Origin of the sequence: Aquimarina acroporae (assembly GCF_023195925.1) — a bacterium.
Lineage (GTDB): Bacteria > Bacteroidota > Bacteroidia > Flavobacteriales > Flavobacteriaceae > Aquimarina > Aquimarina acroporae.
Genome location: NZ_JALPRE010000003.1, coordinates 709882 through 731204 on the forward strand (window position 1 = coordinate 709882; position 21323 = coordinate 731204).

Genomic DNA, 21323 nt, shown 5'->3' on the forward strand with positions numbered 1-21323 from the left:
TAACTATGAAAGTAGTCGAGTATATTATTAAAACCCAAAATATTAACTAGCAAATTCAATTTTGAATTTAATCAAACACAGCAACCCATGTCAAAATTCACAAAAAAACTTAGCGAACGAGGGAAGAGGGGATATTTTTATATGACCTTTACCTTCACTATGATTTTGATCTTTACGTTATCTACCGGATTTATGAATCCTGATGATAGCAAAGTCGAAGAAATTAATCCTGATCCAGGTACTACTTGCGAAAACCCGTTAAACGCAAGTTTAGGGTATAATGCATTTATTAGAAATGCTACAACAGTTAAAGGAGGAGATACAGAGGGACCTATAGCAATTGGTGGAGATCTTACTATGAGCGGAATTATTACAATTGCAGCTCATACAGGAGGAGAACATGCTTTTAATGGAGATAGCGAACCTTCTTCATTAGTAATTAATGGTAAGGTTATTTATGATTCGGGAGAAGGAATTCACCTTAATCATGGGTACGTAAAAGTTGGAAATATGAGCGGATCTAGTGTTCATGATATAGATCTCAACAGTGCTTCGGTAAATACCAGAGTGACTTCAGGGGCTTATGATGCTAAACCTAGAATTCAGGTGCAAAGAAAGCAAGAAGGTAACACCGTTTCAAAAAGTAATGTTATCAATTTCGAGGCTGCTTTTACAGATTTTATAGCCAAAGCTATGGCATGGAGTAGTTTATCTGCTAATGTAGTTGTTAGTTCAGATTATAAAATTATCCTGGCTCCTAATAAAGTGAATGTTATTAACTTAACAGGTGCAGAATTGTTAGGCCTACCTTACTTAACTTTTGAAAATGAGCCAGACGTAAATACTCCAGTTATTATTAATGTAAATACAGCGTCAACTTTTGACTGGAATGTTTTTAATATGAATAATATTGGAGATCAGCATGGGCGTTTTATCTTGTGGAATTTTTATAATGCTCAAAATATTACGTTGAACGGAGGAGGAACTCTAGTGGGAACACTATTTGCTCCCAAAGCTGATGTCACCAAAAACTCTTCCGGAAATATAAATGGACAAGTAATCGCCGCTAATTATAATCATATCGGTGGGGAATTACATCATCATCCATTTGAGCCTTGTATAGAAGTAGAAAACCCAGATCCATGTGCTATTAATGTAGATGCTGGAGATGATGTTGACGTTTGCGGAGAGACAGAAGTAACTCTTACAGCTTCGGTATCGGGAGTATCTACATGTACCGATTGTACAGAGGTTTATGGCATAGAAAATACCTATAGATGTGGTAGAGATTTTTACTACGTATTATGGCTTAAAGATGATAGAAATAATATTGTAAGACGTTTTTCAAATGTTGATTTGCAATGGCAAGAATTAGCAGATGGAACGGCAACTCTTAAAGGAACTGTAGTCGATAATAATGATGCACAAATTACTTTAGAAGTAGACGTTACCTATACCGGAAGAACTACAAGTACTCCATCTGGTAGTCCTAAAAACCATGATTGTAATACCGAAAATACAGATGGATGGGTTTACTATACCGATGTAAGTGGAACAGTTTCTCAAACCGATGGATCTTGGTCATTTAGTATCACTAGAAAAGGCCCGTCGTTTCAAATAGGAAACGGAGCCAATGTTACCGAAGATGAAGTTGGTAGATTAGGAGGTTCTGGATGGTTCGATACCTCAGATCGTAACTTTAATAGAGGTGATTTTAATTTTAATTTAGGAGACTGTATTACTACTCAAAACAGTGAAGTAAATTACTTATGGTCAACGGGTGAAACTACTCCGTCAATCACAGTTACAGAGTCTGGAACATATACCGTTACTGTTAAAGATTGTAAAGATTGTGAAGATAGTGATGAAGTAACCGTTACCTTTTCTGACCTTGGTAATGTAAGTGCTGGTGATGATCAAACTATTTGTTTAGGAGAAACGATCACCTTAGCAGCAAGTGAAGGAGACTCTTATGAGTGGTCTACTGGTGAAACAACGCAATCAATAGAGGTGACTCCAGGAGAGACAACAGAATATACTGTAATAGTAAATAAAGGTGGTTGTGAAGGTTCTGATACAGTAGTAGTAACTGTCGAAGAATTAAAATTAAATCTTGGAGATGATCAGTTTATCTGTTTAGGTGATTCTGTAACACTTATTGCTACCGAGGGAGATTCTTATTTATGGTCTACAGGAGAAACTACACAAACTATAACAGTAACGCCAACTGAAGTTACAAACTATTCTGTAACTGTTACCAAAGGAGCTTGTGAAGTTAGCGATGAGGTATTGGTGACTGTAACAGATTTTACTGCCTTCGCAGGGGTCGATGAAACTATTTGTTTAGATGATCAGCCAGTGTTTAGTATTGCAAAAACTTCAGTTACGTTAACAGCATCTAGAGGAGGTGATTCTTATCTTTGGTCTACTGGTGAAACTACACAAAGTATTACGGTTTCTCCAGAGGTGACTACAACCTACACAGTTGCCATTACAAAAAATGGATGTGAAAAAACAGCAGACGTTACAATTACAGTTGAAGATTGTGATGGAGGGCCGTCTACTTTTGCAGCAGCAGTGTATCCTACATTGTTGAGACCAGATGGAGATCTTTCTGTAGACTTGTCTTTACAAAAGAGCCAGTTTATTACTGTATCTATACATAACCTTTCTGGTAGAGTAATGGGATCAGTAATTACAAAAGTGATGGATGCTGGTAAATCAGATATGAGCATCGATTTAGGACGATTCTCTAAACTATCTTCTGGTGTGTATGTGATCCATATTAAAGGTGATGAAGGATTTAGTATGGTGAAAAGATTTGTAATTAATTAAATGGATTAACTATCCAACCAAATACAAAGGCCTGTCATAACTTATGACAGGCTTTTCTTATTCTTAATATAAGCAGATAGTTTTCATTAGGTTTTTTAGCTTTTTCATAACGTTAAAGAAATATTGGATAATAACATTTGAGGTTTTAATCACACAAAACATTATCTACAATGAAAATCTTTAACAAATCGATTCTTTTTACTGCAATACTAACCGGAACTTTGGTTTCTTGTGATCTTGATGATTATAGTGGTGGAGGAAGTAACGAAAATCTTACTTTTGATAAAATAGGGAGTTTTATCAACGGAACAGGAGATGAAGGCTTTGCAGAAATTTCTGCCTTTGATGCCAAAACAAATAAACTATTTGTTGTAAATCCAAATGATGGAGTGCTATCTGTATGGGATTTATCAGATCCATCAACACCTGTAAAAGGAACCGCTATTTCTTTAAATGGTATTCCAAATAGTGTTGCAGTTTATGATGGAACAGTTGCAGTAGCTCTTGAAAATGCGGCAAACAAGCAAGCAAACGGAACTGTAGCAACATACGATTCAAATTCGCAACAATTGTTAAGTACGTATCCTGCAGGTCCTCTTCCAGACATGGTAACCTTTAGTCCAAATGGGAAATATATTGTAGCTGCCAATGAAGGTGAGCCAGATGATCTATATACAAATGACCCTGAGGGATCTGTAACGATAATAAACACTATAACTGGAGAGGTAAATAACGCCGGATTCACTGGGTTTTCAACAGAGAGCATTGGTAGTGATTTAAGAGTATTTGGTCCGGGCGCTTCTTTTGCTCAAGATGTCGAACCAGAGTATGTAGCAATATCTAAAGATTCAAAAACTGCATATGTAACCTTACAAGAGAATAATGGTATAGCAGTGGTTGATCTACAGTCGAAAGTAATCTCCGATATTATAGGGTTAGGAGTGAAGGATTATTCTTTACCAGCCAATCAAATAGATGCTAGTGATAAGGATGATATCGTCGGAAATTTCCAAAACTGGCCTGTGCTTGGATTCTATCATCCAGATGCAATTACTTATGCAAAAATTAGAGGAGGAGAGTATTTAATTACTGCAAACGAAGGTGATGCAAGAGATTATGATGGGTATTCAGAAGAGGAAAGAGTAAAGGATCTAAATCTTGATCCTACCATGTATCCAAATGCAGCAGCTTTACAGTTAGACGAAAATCTTGGAAGGTTAAAGACTACTACTGCCAATGGGGATATAGATGGAGATGGAGATATTGATCAAATTTATGCCTACGGAGCTAGGTCGTTTACCATTTGGTCTACTTCGGGAACTGTAATATATGATAGTGGCGATCAAATAGGAAAAACCGTTTTTGATCTTGATCCAAGCGCATTCAATAATAATGAAGGAGGAGATGCAGATAAGAGGTCTGATGATAAGGGAGCAGAGCCAGAAGCTGTTGAAGTTTTAAAAGTAGGAAAAACAACTTTGCTATTTGTTGGTTTAGAGCGAACAGGAGGAGTAATGGTGTATGATATATCTAACCCATCAAGCCCTAAATTTTTAGAATGGTTAAGAGACGTTAGTGATATTAGTCCAGAAGGTCTAATTACTGTAAAAGCAGCAGATAGTCCAACAGGAAATGCTTTGGTAATTATTACCCATGAAGTATCGAATACGGTAGCTATTTATGAGGTAGGAACCGAGGATTAATGAGTTCCATAAAAAGTTTGTTGTTTTACAGTAACCAACTTCAATGAAATAGTTGGTATATTTGAACAAGTAATTATTTCACTGACTGACTATCAATTATGAAAAGTTCCACTGGTCTCACGACCGTGGAGCTTTTTATTTTTCTGCACTTTTTATCTAAATATCAATCTGATAAGATATCTGTAGTATTGCTAAAATAAAAAGTCTAATTTTGCACAAAATTTAGAAAAACCTCAGATGAGCAATATCGTAGCAATTGTAGGGCGACCTAATGTAGGGAAATCAACTTTTTTTAATCGATTGATTCAAAGAAGAGAAGCTATTGTTGATGCAGTAAGTGGAGTTACCAGAGATCGCCACTATGGAAAAAGTGATTGGAACGGAGTAGAATTCTCTCTTATTGATACCGGAGGGTATGTAGTAGGAAGTGACGATATTTTTGAAGCAGAAATCGATAAACAGGTAGAATTGGCTATTGATGAAGCTGATGCTATTATTTTTATGGTGGATGTAGAGTCTGGAATTACAGGAATGGATGAAGATGTTGCGAATTTACTTCGCAAGGTAGATAAACCGGTTTTTGTAGCGGTAAACAAAGTAGATAATGCTCGTAGAGCCGCAGATGCGGTGGAATTTTACAGCTTGGGGCTTGGAGAATATTATACTATTGCCAGTATTAATGGTAGTGGTACCGGTGAGCTTTTAGATGCTTTGGTTGAAGCATTGCCAGAAAAAGAAGAACGGGAAGAAGATGAATTACCGAGATTTGCGGTGGTAGGAAGACCTAATGCCGGTAAATCCTCGTTTATAAATGCGCTTATTGGTGAAGATAGATATATTGTAACCGATATAGCAGGAACTACAAGGGATTCTATAGATACAAAGTACAATCGTTTTGGTTTCGAATTTAACCTAGTAGATACAGCAGGGATTCGTAGAAAATCGAAGGTAAAAGAGGATCTTGAGTTTTACTCTGTGATGCGATCGGTAAGAGCAATAGAGCATAGTGATGTTTGTTTATTAGTACTTGATGCCACAAGAGGGTTTGACGGTCAGGTGCAAAATATCTTTTGGTTGGCAGAGCGCAACCGTAAAGGAGTTGTAATACTCGTAAATAAATGGGATCTTATCGAAAATAAGGAAAGTAACACGCTTAAAGATTTTGAGAGACAGATTCGAAAAGAAATAGAACCTTTTACAGATGTGCCTATTATCTTCATTTCGGCACTTACAAAGCAGCGAATTTATAAAGCTATAGAAACAGCTGTAGAAGTCTATAAAAACCGTTCTAAAAAAATTAAAACCAGTGAGCTTAACGATGTGTTGTTGCCTATCATAGAAAATAACCCGCCACCAGCTTACAAAGGGAAGTATATTAAGATTAAGTATATTACACAGTTGCCAACACCGCAACCTCAGTTTGCCTTTTTCTGTAACTTACCTCAGTACCTTAGAGATCCTTACAAGCGTTTTATTGAAAATCAATTACGTAAAGAATTCGATTTTCATGGCGTGCCAATTTCTGTATACTTCAGAAAGAAATAGTAAATAAGGTCAAGTTAGCGTTTTTTTGGTCTATTCTTACAATGGTAAGATGATAGATTGGTTTTGTAGGTTAAGCTATCTCTTGGTTATTACCAGCTTCCACCTGCGCCGCCACCGCCAAAGCCGCCACCGCCAAAGCCGCCGCCGAAACCACCGCCTCCAAAGCCGCCAGAGGATCCTCCGCCAAAGCTTCCTCGACCCATATTGCTTAAGATAATAACGTCTAGCAGACTACCGCTTCCTGATCTTCTGCCTCGGTTTCCTCTACCATCATTTCCGCGGTTACTCTTAGAAATAGCTTTTAAGATAATAATGAAAATAATCACCAGAAATATGATCTGCCCTATAGAAATTTTATTGCCAGAACCTTTTCTAGAACCTTTAAAAGTGCCATCTAATACTTCAAAAATGGCTGTGGTTCCTTTGTCGAGCCCTCCATAAAAATTCCCTTTTTTAAATTCTGGTGTAATAATTTGGTCGACAATGGTCTTCGACATGAAATCGGTAAGTTTTTCCTCTACACCGTAGCCTGTGGCAATCCAAATTTTACGATCATTTTTTGCAACCAGAATGAAAACCCCATTATCTTCTTTTTCTTGTCCAATTCCCCATTCATGAGCCCATTCTGCAGCATATAACCCAATGTTTTCTCCCTGTAATGAATTTATAGTGGCTACCACAATTTGTGTAGAAGTAGTATCAGAATACCGAACCAGTTTTTGTTCTAAACGTTTTGCCTGAGAAGGAGAAAGCATAGTTGCTTCATCATAAACAGCAGTTTGAAATTTAGGCTTGGCAGGAATAGCTCTTTGCCCCCATAAAGAAGTTCCTGTAGCGATTAATATCGTTAAAAGTAATACATGAGAACCTATAAATTGTTGTACTGTTTTCATCTATCCTTTTGATATTTCATCTGGTAATTCATTGATATCCCCATGTTCCCAGGGGAAGTATTTTTGTAATTGCTCACCAGCAAGTAAAACTCCATCAATTAGACCTTGAGTAAAATCTCCTTCTTTAAATTTGGAAAGGATAGCATCTTTGGTACTTTCCCAGAAGTTATCTCCTACGATCTTATGTATACCTTCATCTCCATAAATTGCAAAGTTGTGATCTTCTACCGCAACATAGATGAGGACACCATTTCGTTGAATGGTGTTATCCATCTTTAAGTAATGAAAAACCTCTTTGGTTCTGTCCAGAACATCAAGTTCTGTATGGCTTTCGATATGCACGCGAATTTCACCCGAAGTAGTGTTTTCGGCTTGGCGTATAGCTCCAACAATTTGCTGTTCCTGGGTAGCGGTAAGAAAATCTTCTACTTTAGACATTACTTAAAATCAAAATCTACATCTGGAGCCTTATCAGCGCCTTCATCAGCTTTAAATCTTGCCATTTCGTCAAAACTTCCGAACATACCAAGAACAAAATTATTTGGAAATACTTTTATATACTTATTGTATTGTCCGACCGTTTCGTTGTATCTGTTTCGCTCAACATTAATTCGGTTTTCCGTTCCTTCGAGTTGTGTTTGTAAATTCAAGAAATTTTGATTGGCTTTTAAATCTGGGTATCGTTCAACAGTCACCAATAATCTGGATAATGCAGATGATAATCCACTCTGTGCCTGCTGAAATTGTGCCATTTGATCCGCTGTAATATTACTTGGGTCAATATTTACCGAGGTAGCTTTTGATCTGGCTTCAATCACCTCTTTTAACGTAGAGCGTTCAAAATCTGCTGCTCCTTGTACAGTTTTTACCAGGTTCCCGATAAGGTCACTTCTTCTTTGGTAAGCACTTTCAACATTTGACCATGCTGTTTTTGCGTCTTCTTGTAGTGTTATGGCCTTGTTATATCTTCCGGCAAATAAGCTATATAAGCCTCCTGCTAATACAACAAGAACTATTATGGGAATTAAAATCTTTTTCATTTAAAATGTGGTTGTTTTCTGATTACTCTAATAGATTAGTATACAATTACTTCATTTTGTTTCACCTCTAGATGATTTTTTTATCATGTAACTATCGAAATGAATACAATTCTGGTGAAATAAAATTATAACTGCTCTTTTATTTTAAGGAGTTGCCCCTTAATAGCTTCTAGTTTTCGTATGATGTCGAAAGTGTCAAGGGTTTCCTGTTTTTGTTCTTTGAGATGAATTTTGGCACCTTCTAAGGTAAAACCACGTTCTTTAACAAGGTGATAAATTAATTCGAGGTTTTTGATATCTTCGGGAGTGAACTTCCTATTGCCTTTTGCATTTTTTTTGGGTTTAAGAATATCAAATTCCTTTTCCCAAAATCGAATTAGCGAAGTATTTACATGAAAAGCTTCGGCTACTTCGCCAATACCATAGTACATTTTTTTAGGTAAGTCTACATACATAGTGTTACTCTTTTTGTTGGCTAAAACTTCCGTCTTCTTCAAAAAGGAGTTTACTTTCTGGGAAATCTTCTTCGGTTAATCGTTTAATTTCCTTTAAAGCACCTTTTTTTTCATCCATAAAAGGATATATTTCATCAATTTGCTTAGCAGAATGAAGTTTCCCTTTTATAAAATTTCCTTCAAGATCAATTACCACTTCGGCAATAGGAGCGTAACCTTTTACGCCGTCCAGATTAAATCTTGAAAATGTGCAAAAATTACCTAAGCTATAGGCTATAAACTTATTATTGTATACTTCAAAGGCTCTAGAAACGTGAGGGCCATGACCCAATACTATGTCTGCACCTGCATCAATCATCGTATGTGCAAATTTGTACACATTTCCTCGATCTTCACCATAAAAACGTTCTGTTTTACGGGTAACATGAGTATGTTTGAACCCTTCGGCACCACCATGGAACGAAACAATTACAATGTCTGCTTTTTGCTTAAGCTCCTGAACAATTTTTTTTGCATTGGTTAAGTTATGAATTTTTAAGCAATCTTTATTTGGTGCAAAAGCACAAAACCCATACGTTATACCATTTTTTTCGAAAATAGTAGAGGGTTGAGCGAAAACACCGGCATAAGCAATGTTATGTTTTTCAAGAGTTTTAGAGGTGTTTTTTATTCCAACAGCTCCAAAATCACCAATGTGATTATTAGCAATACTCATAACATCAAAGCCAGAATCTTCTAAATATTTCCCATAAGATTCTGGGGACCTAAAAGAATAACATTTTGATGGGTCTGAGCATCTTTTAGCATTTTCTCCTTCATCAGTAAGGGTGCCTTCAAGATTTCCAAAGAGAATATCGGCTTGAGTAAGAATGGTATTTACATCATCAAAAGGACCTTTCCCGTCCCGAGGAAGATAACTGTCATTTGGGAAATTGGTTCCCATCATGATATCACCAACAGCCATAATCTTAATTTCCTTTGGTTTGGAAAGTTCTTCCTGGGTTTTTATTGCAATAACATACATCGAATCAACAGCTTGCTTTGAATATTTTTGAGCTTGCATCGATGTGCTGATACCAAAAATAACAGCAATAAAAAATAGATAACGCATAAAAGGCTTAATCTAAGGTTTCGTTAATTAGGTTTGAAGCTTTAAGCATTTCGTTAAACTCTTCTGAAGTTAAACTTCCATAGTAGAAATTACGAGGATTAATGCGTTCTCCGTCTTTAAAAATCTCATAATGTAAATGTGGTGCTACTGATCGCCCTGTACTTCCAACATAACCTATAATATCACCACGGTTTACTTTTTGACCTTTCTTTACATTGTATTTGCTTAGATGTGCATATAGACTCACATAATTAAATCCATGATCTATTCTTATGTGTTTTCCATATCCTGTAGAATTAGCATCGGCACGGGTTACAACACCGTTTCCAGATGCATAGATAGGAGTTCCTGTTGCTGCAGAGAAATCCATGCCATAATGAAACTTTCTTGCTTTGGTGAATGGGTCACTTCGCCATCCATACCCAGAAGCCATTCTTTTTAAATCAGAATTTTGAATAGGTTGTATCGCAGGGATTGTAGCTAATAACTCTTCTTTCTGTTCTGCTAGGGCAGCGATGTCATCCAATGACTTTGATTGTATTACAATTTGTTTGGTGAGTTTGTCAATACGTTTACTACTTTCGATGATCATTTCAGAATTATCGAAACCTTCAAGATCTTTATATCGATTTACACCTCCAAAACCTGCATTTCTTACCTCGTCAGAAATAGGTTCTGCTCCAAAGTATAAACGGTAAATATTATCATCACGTTCTGCAATTTCACCCAAGATGTCTTCATTGCGTTTTAGCCTTTTGTTCATCAGGTCATATTGAAGCTCCATATTCTCCAATTCACGTCTTAAAGCTTTTTCTTTTGGAGTTTCTAATTGAGGGATATTTAAATAAATAAGGAGAAGTATAAAGCCGGCCAAAAGAGCACCAACTATACTTAATGCTGCAATACCTACTTTGCGCCCTTTCTTTTGCTCTATTCTGCGATAAGAAAGCGTGTCACTATCATAGTAATATTTAACCTTTGACATAATCTAAAATATGCTATTTTTGCAGGATATCAAACAAAAAGTCCTGTTTTCATTACAAGACAACGCAACAAATATAAGAAAATGTTGCAAAGTCCAGAAAAAACTGACAAATGACGATTTTTGATCTCTTATGAAATTAGATTGTAAGGGTTTAAAAATCAGGCAAATGATAATTGTAGAATAAAAAAGAATTGCAACAAATAGAATCCATGAAATCCCAAGAAATAAGAAATCAGTTTTTAGAGTTTTTTGAGTCAAAGAAACACAGTATAGTTCCTTCTGCGCCAATGGTGATAAAAGATGATCCTACTTTGATGTTTACCAATGCTGGGATGAATCAATTCAAAGAGTTTTTCTTAGGAAATGGGACTCCAAAAAGCAATCGAATTGCAGATACTCAAAAATGTTTACGAGTAAGTGGTAAGCATAACGATCTAGAAGAAGTGGGTATGGATACTTATCACCATACAATGTTTGAAATGTTGGGTAACTGGAGTTTTGGTGATTATTTCAAGAAAGAAGCAATTCATTGGGCTTGGGAGCTACTTACCAATGTTTATGGAATAGACAAAGATATCTTGTATGTGTCTGTATTTGAAGGGGCAAAAGATGAAAATCTCGAAATGGATCAGGAGGCTTATGATTTATGGAAAGAAATCGTTCCTGAAAACAGAATTATCATGGGTAATAAAAAGGATAATTTCTGGGAAATGGGGGATCAGGGGCCTTGTGGACCTTGTTCAGAAATTCATGTCGATATACGATCAGAAGAAGAAAAAGCTAAAATACCTGGTAAAGATTTGGTGAATCAGGATCATCCGCAAGTTGTAGAGATATGGAATTTGGTTTTCATGCAATATAACAGAAAAGCCAATGGTTCTTTAGAAAAATTACCAGCTCAACATGTAGATACTGGTATGGGTTTTGAAAGGTTGTGTATGGTGTTACAAGGGGTGAAATCTAATTACGATACAGATGTTTTTACTCCTTTAATACGAGAAATAGAAACGATTACCAATTCTACTTATGATAAAGATAGTTTGCCTACCGACGCAAATGGTAAGGTAAGCGTAGCTATAAGAGTAATTGCAGATCATGTGCGAGCTGTGACTTTTTCTATAGCCGATGGACAGTTGCCGAGTAATACAGGAGCCGGGTATGTGATTCGAAGAATTTTACGAAGAGCGATACGTTACGGTTTTACTTTTTTAAATACCAAGGAACCATTCATATACAAGTTGGTCGATATTTTAAGCAAGCAGATGAGTGGTGCTTTTCCAGAAGTAAAAGCTCAGAAAAACCTAATACTAAATGTGATAAAAGAAGAGGAGCAATCTTTTTTAAGAACATTGGATCAAGGACTAACACTTTTAGATAATGTTATTAAAAACACACAAGGAGAAGTAGTTTCCGGAGAAAAAGCTTTTGAGTTATATGATACTTATGGTTTCCCTATCGATCTAACTGCATTAATTCTAAGTGAGCAAGGATATGCCTTAGATGAAAAGGGTTTTGAGACAGAGCTTCAAAAACAGAAAGATAGATCAAGAGCAGCCTCTCAAGTGTCAACAGGAGACTGGGAAATGCTTTTAGAAAATACTGACGAAGAATTTGTGGGTTATGATCAACTGTCTTCGGAGGTGAAAATCACTAGATATAGAAAGGTGAGTAGCAAAAAGGATGGTGAGCTTTATCAGCTGGTTTTTAATCAAACGCCATTTTATCCAGAAGGAGGAGGTCAAGTTGGTGATAAAGGATATTTAGAATCGGGAAATGGAGATGTGTCATATATTATTGATACGAAAAAAGAAAATAATCTCATTGTTCATTTTTCTAAAAGTCTGCCTAAAAAATTAGAAGGTAGTTTCAAGGCGGTAGTAGACGATAAGCAACGTGGTAGAACAGCATCAAACCATACAGCAACGCATCTTTTACATCAGGCACTTCGTGCTGTTTTAGGAACGCATGTAGAACAAAAAGGTTCTATGGTTCATAGTGGTAATTTACGATTCGATTTTTCTCATTTTTCTAAGGTTAGCGCCGATGAGTTAAGAGAAGTTGAAGAGTTTGTGAATGCTAGAATTAGAGAAAACCTGCCATTGCAAGAGTTTAGAGGTATTTCTTATGACAAAGCTATCGCCGATGGTGCGATTGCATTGTTTGGAGAAAAATACGGAGATGAGGTTCGTGCAATTCGTTTTGGAGAATCTATGGAATTATGTGGTGGAACTCATGTTGAAAATACACGAGATATATGGCATTTCAAAATAACTTCAGAAAGTGCTATTGCAGCCGGAATAAGAAGGATCGAAGCTATAACAGGAGATGCTGCAAAAGAATATTTTACAACACAGACTGAAGCTTATAATGAAGTGAAAACTGTATTGAAAAATGTAAAAGACCCAGTTAAGGCAATTACATCTTTACAGGAAGAGAATAACAATCTTAAAAAACAAATCGAAGCTTTACTTAAAGACAAAGCTAAGAACCTAAAAGGAGATTTGAAGAGTGAGTTTGAGGAAATAAATGGAGTAAAATTTCTTGCAAAAAAAGTAGATTTAGATGCAGGAGGTATCAAAGATCTTTCTTTTGAGTTGGGAGGTGAAATGGAAAACATTGTAACCCTCTTTGGAGCCGAACAAAATGGAAAAGCTTTGCTCTCTTGTTATATTTCTAAGAATCTAGTTGAGGAAAAAGGGCTGAATGCTGGTCAGATTGTAAGGGAATTAGGGAAATTTATTCAAGGTGGAGGAGGAGGACAGCCTTTCTTTGCTACCGCAGGAGGTAAGAATCCTAGTGGTCTTGAGGAAGCCTTGAAAAATGCAAAACAATATTTAAACTAATAATACCTCAAAAAAAGGGGTGATGAATCTTCAAACCAAAATACCGTTACCGTCTCAGGAAACTAAGATTTGTTATAAATCTGAGGTGGTTATGCTTGGGTCATGTTTTGCAGAAAATATTGGAGCCAGATTTGAGTATTTTAAGTTTAGAAACCTAGTAAACCCTTTTGGAATTTTATTCCACCCTAAAGCTATTGAGACTTTTTTGTGGATGGCTTTGCAAGACGAAAGGTATACCGACGCCGATCTGTTTTTTCATAATGAACAATGGCATTGCTTTGATGCTCATTCTTCGTTAAGTTCGCCTCATAAAGATGCATTGTTAGAAAGACTCAATAGTGCTTTGGTGGCCAGTAAAGAAAAGATAAACTCTGCAACGCATATAGGTATTACTCTTGGTACAGCTTGGGTCTATAGGTTATTGGCTCTTGATATGATCGTAGCGAATTGTCATAAGATCCCACAAAGAGAATTTACAAAGGAGTTGCTTGCTATTGATGAAGTAATGCAATGTGTTCAAAATTGCATACATCTAGTTCGAAATCAAAATCCATCAGCGCAACTTATTTTTACAGTTTCACCGGTAAGGCATATTAAAGATGGTTTTGTCGAAAATAATCAGAGTAAATCTCATCTCATAGCAGCTATCCATCAGGCCATTCAAAAAGATGAGAATAGCTTTTATTTTCCGTCCTATGAAATTATGATGGACGAGTTAAGAGATTATAGGTTTTATAATGAAGACATGATTCATCCTAGTGATACTGCAGTACAATACATTTGGGAGAGATTTTGCCAAAGTTGGGTTGCTCAGGAAAGTATAGCTACTATGAAAAAAGTGGCAGAAATTCAAAAGGGAATTGCGCATCGACCATTTAATCCAGAGAGTAAACAACACGTCTCCTTTTTAAAGGCGTTAGAATTAAAAAAGAGCCATATCCAGAAAGAGTTTCCTTTTATTTCGTTTTAGGTCGATTGAGATTTAGGCAGTTGCATTCTCGTTTGCAATAATACTAAGACCACTTTCGATTAAATGCTTAATCTCTTTCCTATTTAGTTTTATTTCTTCTAAATGATCTTTGATTTTAGAAGCGAATTCGAAATCTCTATCGTGTACAAGTTCGTAGATTTCTAAGGGTAATAACCAATCGTTAGAATGAGCTTCTCTTAAAATATCAAAAACCGCTTCGAGTGAAAATTTGGTGTTTTTCCCTTCTCTACTATTTCGCACAGATTTATACAAATCGTGCAATTCTAATTGTTGTGCAGAATATTGTCGTTTTTCCGTTTCTGAAGAAGGTTTGTGAATGACTAAATCGAAAGAATAGTCATCAGCCGGCCCAGAAAAGGCCGCGACAATTTCTTTACCTACAGCTAGTTCAAAAGTTCCCCATTCCGGTCTGAATAAAAACTCATCTTTGTATTTCACAGTACATTCAATAAACTGAATGAGAATTAATTCTCCCTGAATATTTCTCATCCCGGTAATATTTGTTCCGGCTACGGTGATTCCGCTTTCAAACTCAAATTCAATATACTCGCCATCATAAAAATTATAAGCTTTTAGATCTCTCGGTGACATGTTTTCTATAGCCAGGTTGATGCCTTTTAACTTGCCAAGCGGAGATCTAAAACCATCAGGGTGAGCGTCGATACCATGACCAATAAGTTCTTTTTCTCTAAAAGAAAGTGCGGTAGGTCCTGAGGTTTCGAAATAGATGACTTCGTTATCCTCATTTTTAATCATTCGTGTAAATACTCCCGAGATCTGTAATCCAGTACTTAATTCTATAGTTCCCAGATTTTCCGACTCAATAAGTTTTGCTAGCCCTCGATGTCCTCCTTTTCGTAATGCCATGGTATCTGCAAATTCTTCTAGTACTTGACATAGATAGGCAAAATCTGGAGTAACAAATAATTGAGGTTGTGGTTTAGTGATATCAAATTCCTGATAGGCAGTTTCGGGGGAATAGGGTAATTTTGTTACAGCATCAGTCATACACCATTCGCTTTCTCCAATAGACGACAGTAGTCCTGCACCATAAATTTTAGGATCTTCGGTTGTGCCAATTAACCCGTATTCAACGGTCCACCAGTGTAGATTTCGAATTAAAGCCATTTCGGAAGGGTTTTCTTTCTGGTTCTGTAGCGCTTTAACATGTTCCTCGGCCTTTAAGATCTCTTCAAGGCTGGTGTTGTGAGCTTCTTTCAAAATGGATAAAAGCCGAACAGCTTCATATATTTCGTAATCCCTTTTAGAAGAAATCGCTTTGCAGCCAATTTTCCCAAAACGACGAAGGTATTCTGCATAATCAGGATTTGCAATAATTGGTGCGTGACCAGCAGCTTCATGAATAATATCAGGAGCTGGAGTGTATTCTATGTTTTCAAGTTGTCTAATATCAGAGGCAATTACTAAAATATTGTATGCCTGGAATTCCATAAATGCATTGGGTGGAATAAATCCGTCAACAGCTACTGCTGCCCATCCAATCTCTTTTAAAATTCTATTCATACCATACATACTTGGTATGGCATCAATCGAAATGCCAGTTTTTTCTAATCCTTTTAAATATGAGTTATGGGCAACTTTACTCAAAGATGAAATGTTTTTGCGCATTACATAACGCCATACTGCTTGATCGATAGGAGTGTAATCCTCATAATTTTGAGGTTTGATAAACTGTTTCAGATGAGGAGGAAGTCTATCAATTAGTGGATTAGATTCTATAGCTAACGACATAGGGTGAAAAGATTTCTTTTTGAGTTTAAAAACCGGAAAATTACAAGTTTGGGGCATAATATAAGTATTTATTAACTAAATTTATGAAGATAAATGGTAGGGTATAACTAATTTTGGGTGTTTTATTATTGTAAAACATTGAACAAATTAGTCCCATTAAAGAATCTAAGAATGAAAAGGATATTTTTTTATGTAGCGCTTTTGTGTTTTGGTCATTTGATAACAGCACAGATTACTAATGAAGGAGAACCAGAAAGTTGGTTGATAGATGAGTTAGCAAAAAAAAATATAGCTCCAGAGGTTATGAAGGGTTTTGATCTTCAGAAAATCCAAGATGAAGATGCTATAAACGATAAAAAAAGAGGAGTTCCTTTTCGCTTTGGACATGAAATCGATGTGAATCTTAATTTTAATAATTCTGGTAGTTGGGATGTGTTGCCAAATGGAGATAAAATTTGGAGGATAAATATCGTATCCAAAGGTGCTAAAACTATGAATTTTGTCTTTGATTGGTATGAAATACCTCGTGGAGCTAAAATTTATTTGTATAGCGATGATAAGTCTGATTTATTAGGAGCTTACACAAATATTTTTAACAGACCCGACAAAAAGCTGGGAACATGGTTGGTGCAAGGAGATAATGTCTGGATCGAATATTTTGAACCTGCCGGTTTAAAAGGAAAAGGGAAATTAAGTATTGATAAAGTTATACACGGATATAGATCGGTTACAGATGCAGAAATTAGAGAGAAAGCACTTAATAGTTCTGGAGATTGTAATCATGATGTAGATTGCCCGGTTGGAGATGATTTTGAAGCTATAAAAGATAGACTAAAACGTTCTGTGGCCTTTGTAATCATGCAAGGATTTGTGTGTTCAGGTTCATTAATAAATAATACAAGTAATGATAGAGCTCCGTATTTTTTAACTGCAAATCATTGTAATGCGGGAGAAGAGGCTACCTGGGCATTTCGATTTAATTGGATTAGTCCTAATCCCTCTTGTGCAACTGCAGTTAGTAGTACAGATGCTACTGTTAATCAAACCACCAGTGGAGCGACGCTGCGAGCAGAAAATAGTGAATCTGATATGAAATTACTTAATCTTGATGGCGGATTGGATGCGTCTTGGGATTTAGAATGGGCCGGTTGGGATAGAACTGGATCTGTGCCAAGTTTTTCAATTGGAATTCACCATCCTGCAGGGGATATTATGAAAGTATGTAGAGATAATAATGCTCCAACAGAAGATCAAATACCTTTTAATGGTAATTCTCAAACCAAAATGTGGAGAATAGATGATTGGGATCTTGGAGTGACAGAAGGGGGTTCTTCTGGTTCTGCGATCTTTGATCAAAATGGTAGAATTTTTGGTCAGTTGGCAGGTGGGACAGCAGCTTGTAATGGGGTGAATGATAATAATGAACCGGACTTTTATGGGAGATTTGCAACTTCTTGGGATGCAGGAACCACCGATGCAACAAGATTATCAAATTGGTTAGATCCAAATAATACTGGGAGAACTACTTTGAATATGTTATCTCAGGAAAATACGGGTGGAGGCCCTCCTACTGAGCCCGAAGTGGAAGAGATCGTGGTGTCATTTGTACCTTCAGATGCAAAAGTATCAATTCAAAATATCGATAATATTATTGCATATCAGGTCTATGATATCAATGGGGCTTTGATAGATTCTGGGCGATTAGCCAATGATGAAGGAGAAATTGATCTTACAGGGAGGTCATCGGGGATGTATTTTATTTATATAGAGGATCAAACAACTGGTAGTTCTTTTACTAAAAAAGTGATTATAAACCAGAGACTCTAGTCTTTGGCTTTCTGACCTTTAAACACTTCTTTTTTGTTATCCGATTTCAGAGTTATTTCGGTGTTGCTAAAAGTTGCTGTTTTTATGTTGGATAAAGCTTTGAAAAATTCTCTTTCCAGAGCGTCATTGTTTTCGCAATACATTTTAGAAGCCATCGCCATACCAATAGAAATGGTATTGTCATCATTTAGGGTATACGTACACGAAAATGTATTGCAGCCTGAATACCCAGAAATTCTATTCGTTTCAGGATCAAAAACCATGTATAACTTTTCTTTAGATACATCCTTTTCATTCAGTGATGTAATCCAAAACTTACCTTTATCAATACCATGAGTTTCTTCCTGCTTGTTTTCGGTCACAGATTTTTCTTTTTTATTACATCCATTTTGATTCAATAAAGCAAACATGAAAAAGGAGAAGGAGAAAAGCTTTAGATAATACATAGCAAAAGGTTTTGTTTTGATAGTTAAGTTAGGGTAATGTACGTTTTTTCGATTAAAAACGTGGATAATAACAGATTAATTCTATTTTTGATAGGAAACAAAAAGTATTTTATGAAAAGATCTGTAATTGTGTTTTAATTGTGAACATGATGTATAGGGTTTTCTTATGGAATTTAAACTAGCAATAATAGATGAAACCTGAAAGCAGAAAGGAAGAGATCATCAGGGCTGCATCAATTCTTTTTAAAGAAAAGGGATATAGTGCAGTAACCATGAGGGACTTGGCTAAAGCCATGGGAATTAAGGCTGCGAGCTTGTACAACCATATACAATCTAAACAAGAGATTTTATCTACCATTATTATTGATTTGGCAGAGGAGTTTACAAGTGGGATGAATCAAATTGTGATATCAGATAAGAATGCGACCGAAAAATTAGAGAATATCATAAGTTTACATATAGATGTAACACTTAGAAATTCAGATGGATTAGCGTCACTTAATAATGATTGGATGCATCTTGAAGAAGAAAATCTTCAGTATTTTGAAAAAATGAGACAAGATTATGAAGAGAGTTTTAGAGATATTGTAAAGAAGGGAATCGAGGAAAAGGAAATAAAATCTTTCAATGTCGAAATTATAGTGTTTTCCACCTTGTCGACCCTAAGAACACTGTATTTATGGTATCCTAAGCAAAATAATATTGATGCAAGTATTTTAAAGCGCGATATGATTTCGGTTTTGCTCAAAGGGATAGTATAAAGGGCTTTAGCTAAAATTAACGTCAATTATTTGTGTATAAAACTAACAATTGTTAGTTTTGTTTAGCTATAACGTTATAGTTAAATAAAACTTATGACAGATTTCTATCCCATAAAAGTCTCTAAAGTTCAAAAAGAAACTAAAGATTGTGCTTCTCTTACCTTTGATATTCCGGAAGAGTTAAAAGAAAAATTTGGATATAAACAAGGGCAACATGTTACCTTGAAGGCTATGATCAATGGTGAAGATGTTAGAAGATCATATTCGCTTTGTTCTAGTCCCGTAGAGGATAAGTGGCAAGTTGCCGTGAAGAGAATTAATGGAGGAGTATTTTCTAATTATGCGAACGACCAGCTTAAGGAAGGAGACCATTTAGAAATTATGCCTCCTACAGGGAACTTTTATGTAGATGTAGATCCTTCAGCTTCCAGAAACTATATTGTGTTTGCTGCTGGAAGTGGGATTACACCTATTTTATCTATTATTAAAACTCATTTGGCTTTGGAGCCAAACAGTACTTTTAAGCTCTTTTATTTGAATCGAAACGTTAAATCGATTATCTTTAAGGAAGAGATTGAAGCCTTAAAAAATACATATTTCGGGAGATTTGAGATATTCTATTTTTTAACTAAAGAACAACGAGATATTCCGCTGCTGAATGGAAGGTTTACAGCAGAAAAGATACAGGAACTTACCGAAAAAGTAATAAACGTTGCTAATGTAGATGATTGTTTTATTTGCGGTCCAGAAGAAATGATCTTTTTAATTAGAGATTCACTTAACCAAGCTGGACTGTCTAGTGACAAAATACACTATGAACTTTTCTTCTCAGGAGCATCTGAAGAAGATCAAAGAAAGGCGGCTGCGGCAGTAGAACATAAATTTGAAGGAACAGAAGTAACAATCATTGATGGTGGTAAAGAATTTCATTTTGCCATGGATGATGACTACGATAATATATTAGATGGTGCCTTAGCAGCTGGTGCAGATTTACCATTTGCTTGCAAAGGAGGGGTATGCAGTACTTGTAAATGTAAAGTACTTGACGGTACTGTAGAAATGAAAATAAATTATGCGCTTGAAGAGGATGAAGTAGCCAAGGGATTGGTATTGTCTTGTCAAGCAGTACCTACAACTGAAAAAGTGGTTGTAGATTTTGATGTATAAAACTCGAAGCTATGAGTGAAAAGGAAATTAAGAATTTAGAAGAAATTTTTGAGCAACGAATTGCTCGAGACGAGAAAATTGAACCTAAAGATTGGATGCCTGAAAAATACAGGAAAACTCATATTAGACAAATATCTCAACATGCTCATTCAGAAATAGTAGGAATGTTACCTGAAGGAAACTGGATTACTAGAGCCCCGTCTTTAAGAAGAAAAGTGGCTCTTTTGGCCAAAGTTCAGGATGAGGCCGGACATGGATTGTATTTATATAGTGCATGCGAGACTCTGGGAGTTTCGAGGGACGAACTTTATGATCAATTGCATACTGGTAAAGCTAAATATTCTAGTATCTTCAATTATCCAACTATTACATGGGCAGATATAGGAGCAATCGGTTGGTTGGTAGATGGTGCAGCTATTATTAATCAAGTTCCGTTATGTAGTACGTCTTACGGTCCTTATGCCCGCGCAATGATACGTGTATGCAAAGAAGAAAGCTTTCATCAGCGACAAGGGTATGAGATTATGACTACGTTAGCCAAGGGCACACCAGAGCAAAAAGCGATGGCTCAAGACGCGTTGAATAGATGGTGGTGGCCTTCATTAATGATGTTGGGACCAACAGATGCAGAGTCTATACATACCGAACAATCTATGAAATGGAAATTGAAGCGTAAAACAAACGATGAATTACGTCAACAATTTATAGATCAAACGGTACCGCAAGCAGATATTATAGGTTTAACCGTTCCTGATCCTGATCTAAAATGGAATGAAGAAACAGGTCATTACGATTTTGGAGAGATCGATTGGGATGAGTTTTGGCAAGTGGTTAAAGGGCATGGGCCTTGTAATCATGAAAGAATGTCTGCTAGAGTAAATGCATGGGAAAAGGGTGAATGGGTTCGAGATGCAGCTATGGCATATGCAAAAAAACAAGAAGAAAAAAAGCTTAAAAAAGCAATTTAAT

The 21323-nt window shown here is 36.2% G+C and carries 17 protein-coding genes; 9 read left to right on the forward strand and 8 right to left on the reverse strand.

The annotated features are described in order from the left end of the window. Positions 1 to 87: 87 nt before the first annotated feature. The 3 genes from M0D21_RS07465 to der all read left to right on the forward strand — a co-directional run bounded on the left by M0D21_RS07465 (position 88) and on the right by der (position 6083). Positions 88 to 2835: a collagen-binding domain-containing protein gene (locus M0D21_RS07465; protein WP_248327962.1), complete on the forward strand. Its 2748-nt coding sequence runs from the start codon at positions 88 to 90 to the stop codon at positions 2833 to 2835. Between the two features lie 170 nt (positions 2836 to 3005). Next, positions 3006 to 4538, forward strand: a complete 1533-nt coding sequence (locus M0D21_RS07470; RefSeq protein ID WP_248327964.1) for a choice-of-anchor I family protein — start codon at positions 3006 to 3008, stop codon at positions 4536 to 4538. A 237-nt stretch (positions 4539 to 4775) separates the two neighbouring features. Beyond that, positions 4776 to 6083 (forward strand): ribosome biogenesis GTPase Der, encoded by a 1308-nt coding sequence (der, locus tag M0D21_RS07475; RefSeq protein WP_248327966.1) that lies wholly within the window; start codon positions 4776 to 4778, stop codon positions 6081 to 6083. Positions 6084 to 6172: 89 nt separating this feature from the next. Here the strand turns inward: der and M0D21_RS07480 are convergent, their stop codons facing one another. From M0D21_RS07480 to M0D21_RS07505, 6 genes are all read right to left on the reverse strand, one after another. Continuing rightward, the gene (locus M0D21_RS07480; protein ID WP_248327968.1) at positions 6173 to 6976 is read right to left on the reverse strand and encodes a TPM domain-containing protein; all 804 of its coding nucleotides are present in this window, start codon (positions 6974 to 6976) and stop codon (positions 6173 to 6175) included. Further along, positions 6977 to 7414 carry a TPM domain-containing protein gene (locus M0D21_RS07485; protein WP_248327970.1) on the reverse strand — a complete coding sequence of 146 codons (438 nt, stop codon included), beginning with the start codon at positions 7412 to 7414 and terminating at the stop codon, positions 6977 to 6979. Beyond that, a complete protein-coding gene (locus M0D21_RS07490; protein WP_248327972.1) occupies positions 7414 to 8016 on the reverse strand; it encodes a LemA family protein in 603 nt (200 codons plus the stop codon). The genes M0D21_RS07485 and M0D21_RS07490 overlap by 1 nt, the downstream gene beginning before the upstream one ends. Positions 8017 to 8141: 125 nt before the next feature. Continuing rightward, entirely contained in the window at positions 8142 to 8471 is a 330-nt protein-coding gene (locus tag M0D21_RS07495; RefSeq protein WP_248327974.1) for a MerR family transcriptional regulator, read from the reverse strand. 4 nt (positions 8472 to 8475) lie between these two features. After that, positions 8476 to 9582, reverse strand: a complete 1107-nt coding sequence (locus M0D21_RS07500; protein ID WP_248327976.1) for a CapA family protein — start codon at positions 9580 to 9582, stop codon at positions 8476 to 8478. Between the two features lie 7 nt (positions 9583 to 9589). Then, a complete protein-coding gene (locus M0D21_RS07505) occupies positions 9590 to 10567 on the reverse strand; it encodes a M23 family metallopeptidase (RefSeq protein WP_248327978.1) in 978 nt (325 codons plus the stop codon). A 209-nt stretch (positions 10568 to 10776) separates the two neighbouring features. Between M0D21_RS07505 and alaS the strand changes: the two genes are divergently transcribed. Next, positions 10777 to 13410: an alanine--tRNA ligase gene (gene alaS, locus M0D21_RS07510; protein ID WP_248327980.1), complete on the forward strand. Its 2634-nt coding sequence runs from the start codon at positions 10777 to 10779 to the stop codon at positions 13408 to 13410. A gap of 22 nt (positions 13411 to 13432) precedes the next feature. Then, positions 13433 to 14380 (forward strand): GSCFA domain-containing protein, encoded by a 948-nt coding sequence (locus M0D21_RS07515; RefSeq protein ID WP_248327982.1) that lies wholly within the window; start codon positions 13433 to 13435, stop codon positions 14378 to 14380. 12 nt (positions 14381 to 14392) lie between these two features. Here the strand turns inward: M0D21_RS07515 and M0D21_RS07520 are convergent, their stop codons facing one another. Next, positions 14393 to 16153 carry an aromatic amino acid hydroxylase gene (locus M0D21_RS07520; protein WP_248328233.1) on the reverse strand — a complete coding sequence of 587 codons (1761 nt, stop codon included), beginning with the start codon at positions 16151 to 16153 and terminating at the stop codon, positions 14393 to 14395. Positions 16154 to 16324: 171 nt separating this feature from the next. Between M0D21_RS07520 and M0D21_RS07525 the strand changes: the two genes are divergently transcribed. Beyond that, positions 16325 to 17980 carry a T9SS type A sorting domain-containing protein gene (locus M0D21_RS07525; RefSeq protein WP_248327984.1) on the forward strand — a complete coding sequence of 552 codons (1656 nt, stop codon included), beginning with the start codon at positions 16325 to 16327 and terminating at the stop codon, positions 17978 to 17980. Here the strand turns inward: M0D21_RS07525 and M0D21_RS07530 are convergent. Beyond that, positions 17977 to 18426 carry an META domain-containing protein gene (locus M0D21_RS07530; RefSeq protein WP_248327986.1) on the reverse strand — a complete coding sequence of 150 codons (450 nt, stop codon included), beginning with the start codon at positions 18424 to 18426 and terminating at the stop codon, positions 17977 to 17979. The two genes, M0D21_RS07525 and M0D21_RS07530, sit on opposite strands and share 4 nt — an antisense overlap. 191 nt (positions 18427 to 18617) lie before the next feature. On the opposite strand from M0D21_RS07530, the gene M0D21_RS07535 reads away from it, so the two are divergent. The 3 genes from M0D21_RS07535 (at position 18618) to paaA (ending at position 21322) form a co-directional block, all read left to right on the forward strand. Beyond that, positions 18618 to 19187, forward strand: a complete 570-nt coding sequence (locus tag M0D21_RS07535) for a TetR/AcrR family transcriptional regulator (protein ID WP_248327988.1) — start codon at positions 18618 to 18620, stop codon at positions 19185 to 19187. A gap of 93 nt (positions 19188 to 19280) precedes the next feature. Further along, positions 19281 to 20354, forward strand: a complete 1074-nt coding sequence (paaE, locus tag M0D21_RS07540; protein ID WP_248327990.1) for a 1,2-phenylacetyl-CoA epoxidase subunit PaaE — start codon at positions 19281 to 19283, stop codon at positions 20352 to 20354. A gap of 11 nt (positions 20355 to 20365) precedes the next feature. Further along, on the forward strand, positions 20366 to 21322 hold the full coding sequence (gene paaA / locus M0D21_RS07545; protein ID WP_248327992.1) for a 1,2-phenylacetyl-CoA epoxidase subunit PaaA: 957 nt from the start codon (positions 20366 to 20368) through the stop codon (positions 21320 to 21322). Position 21323: the final 1 nt, after the last annotated feature.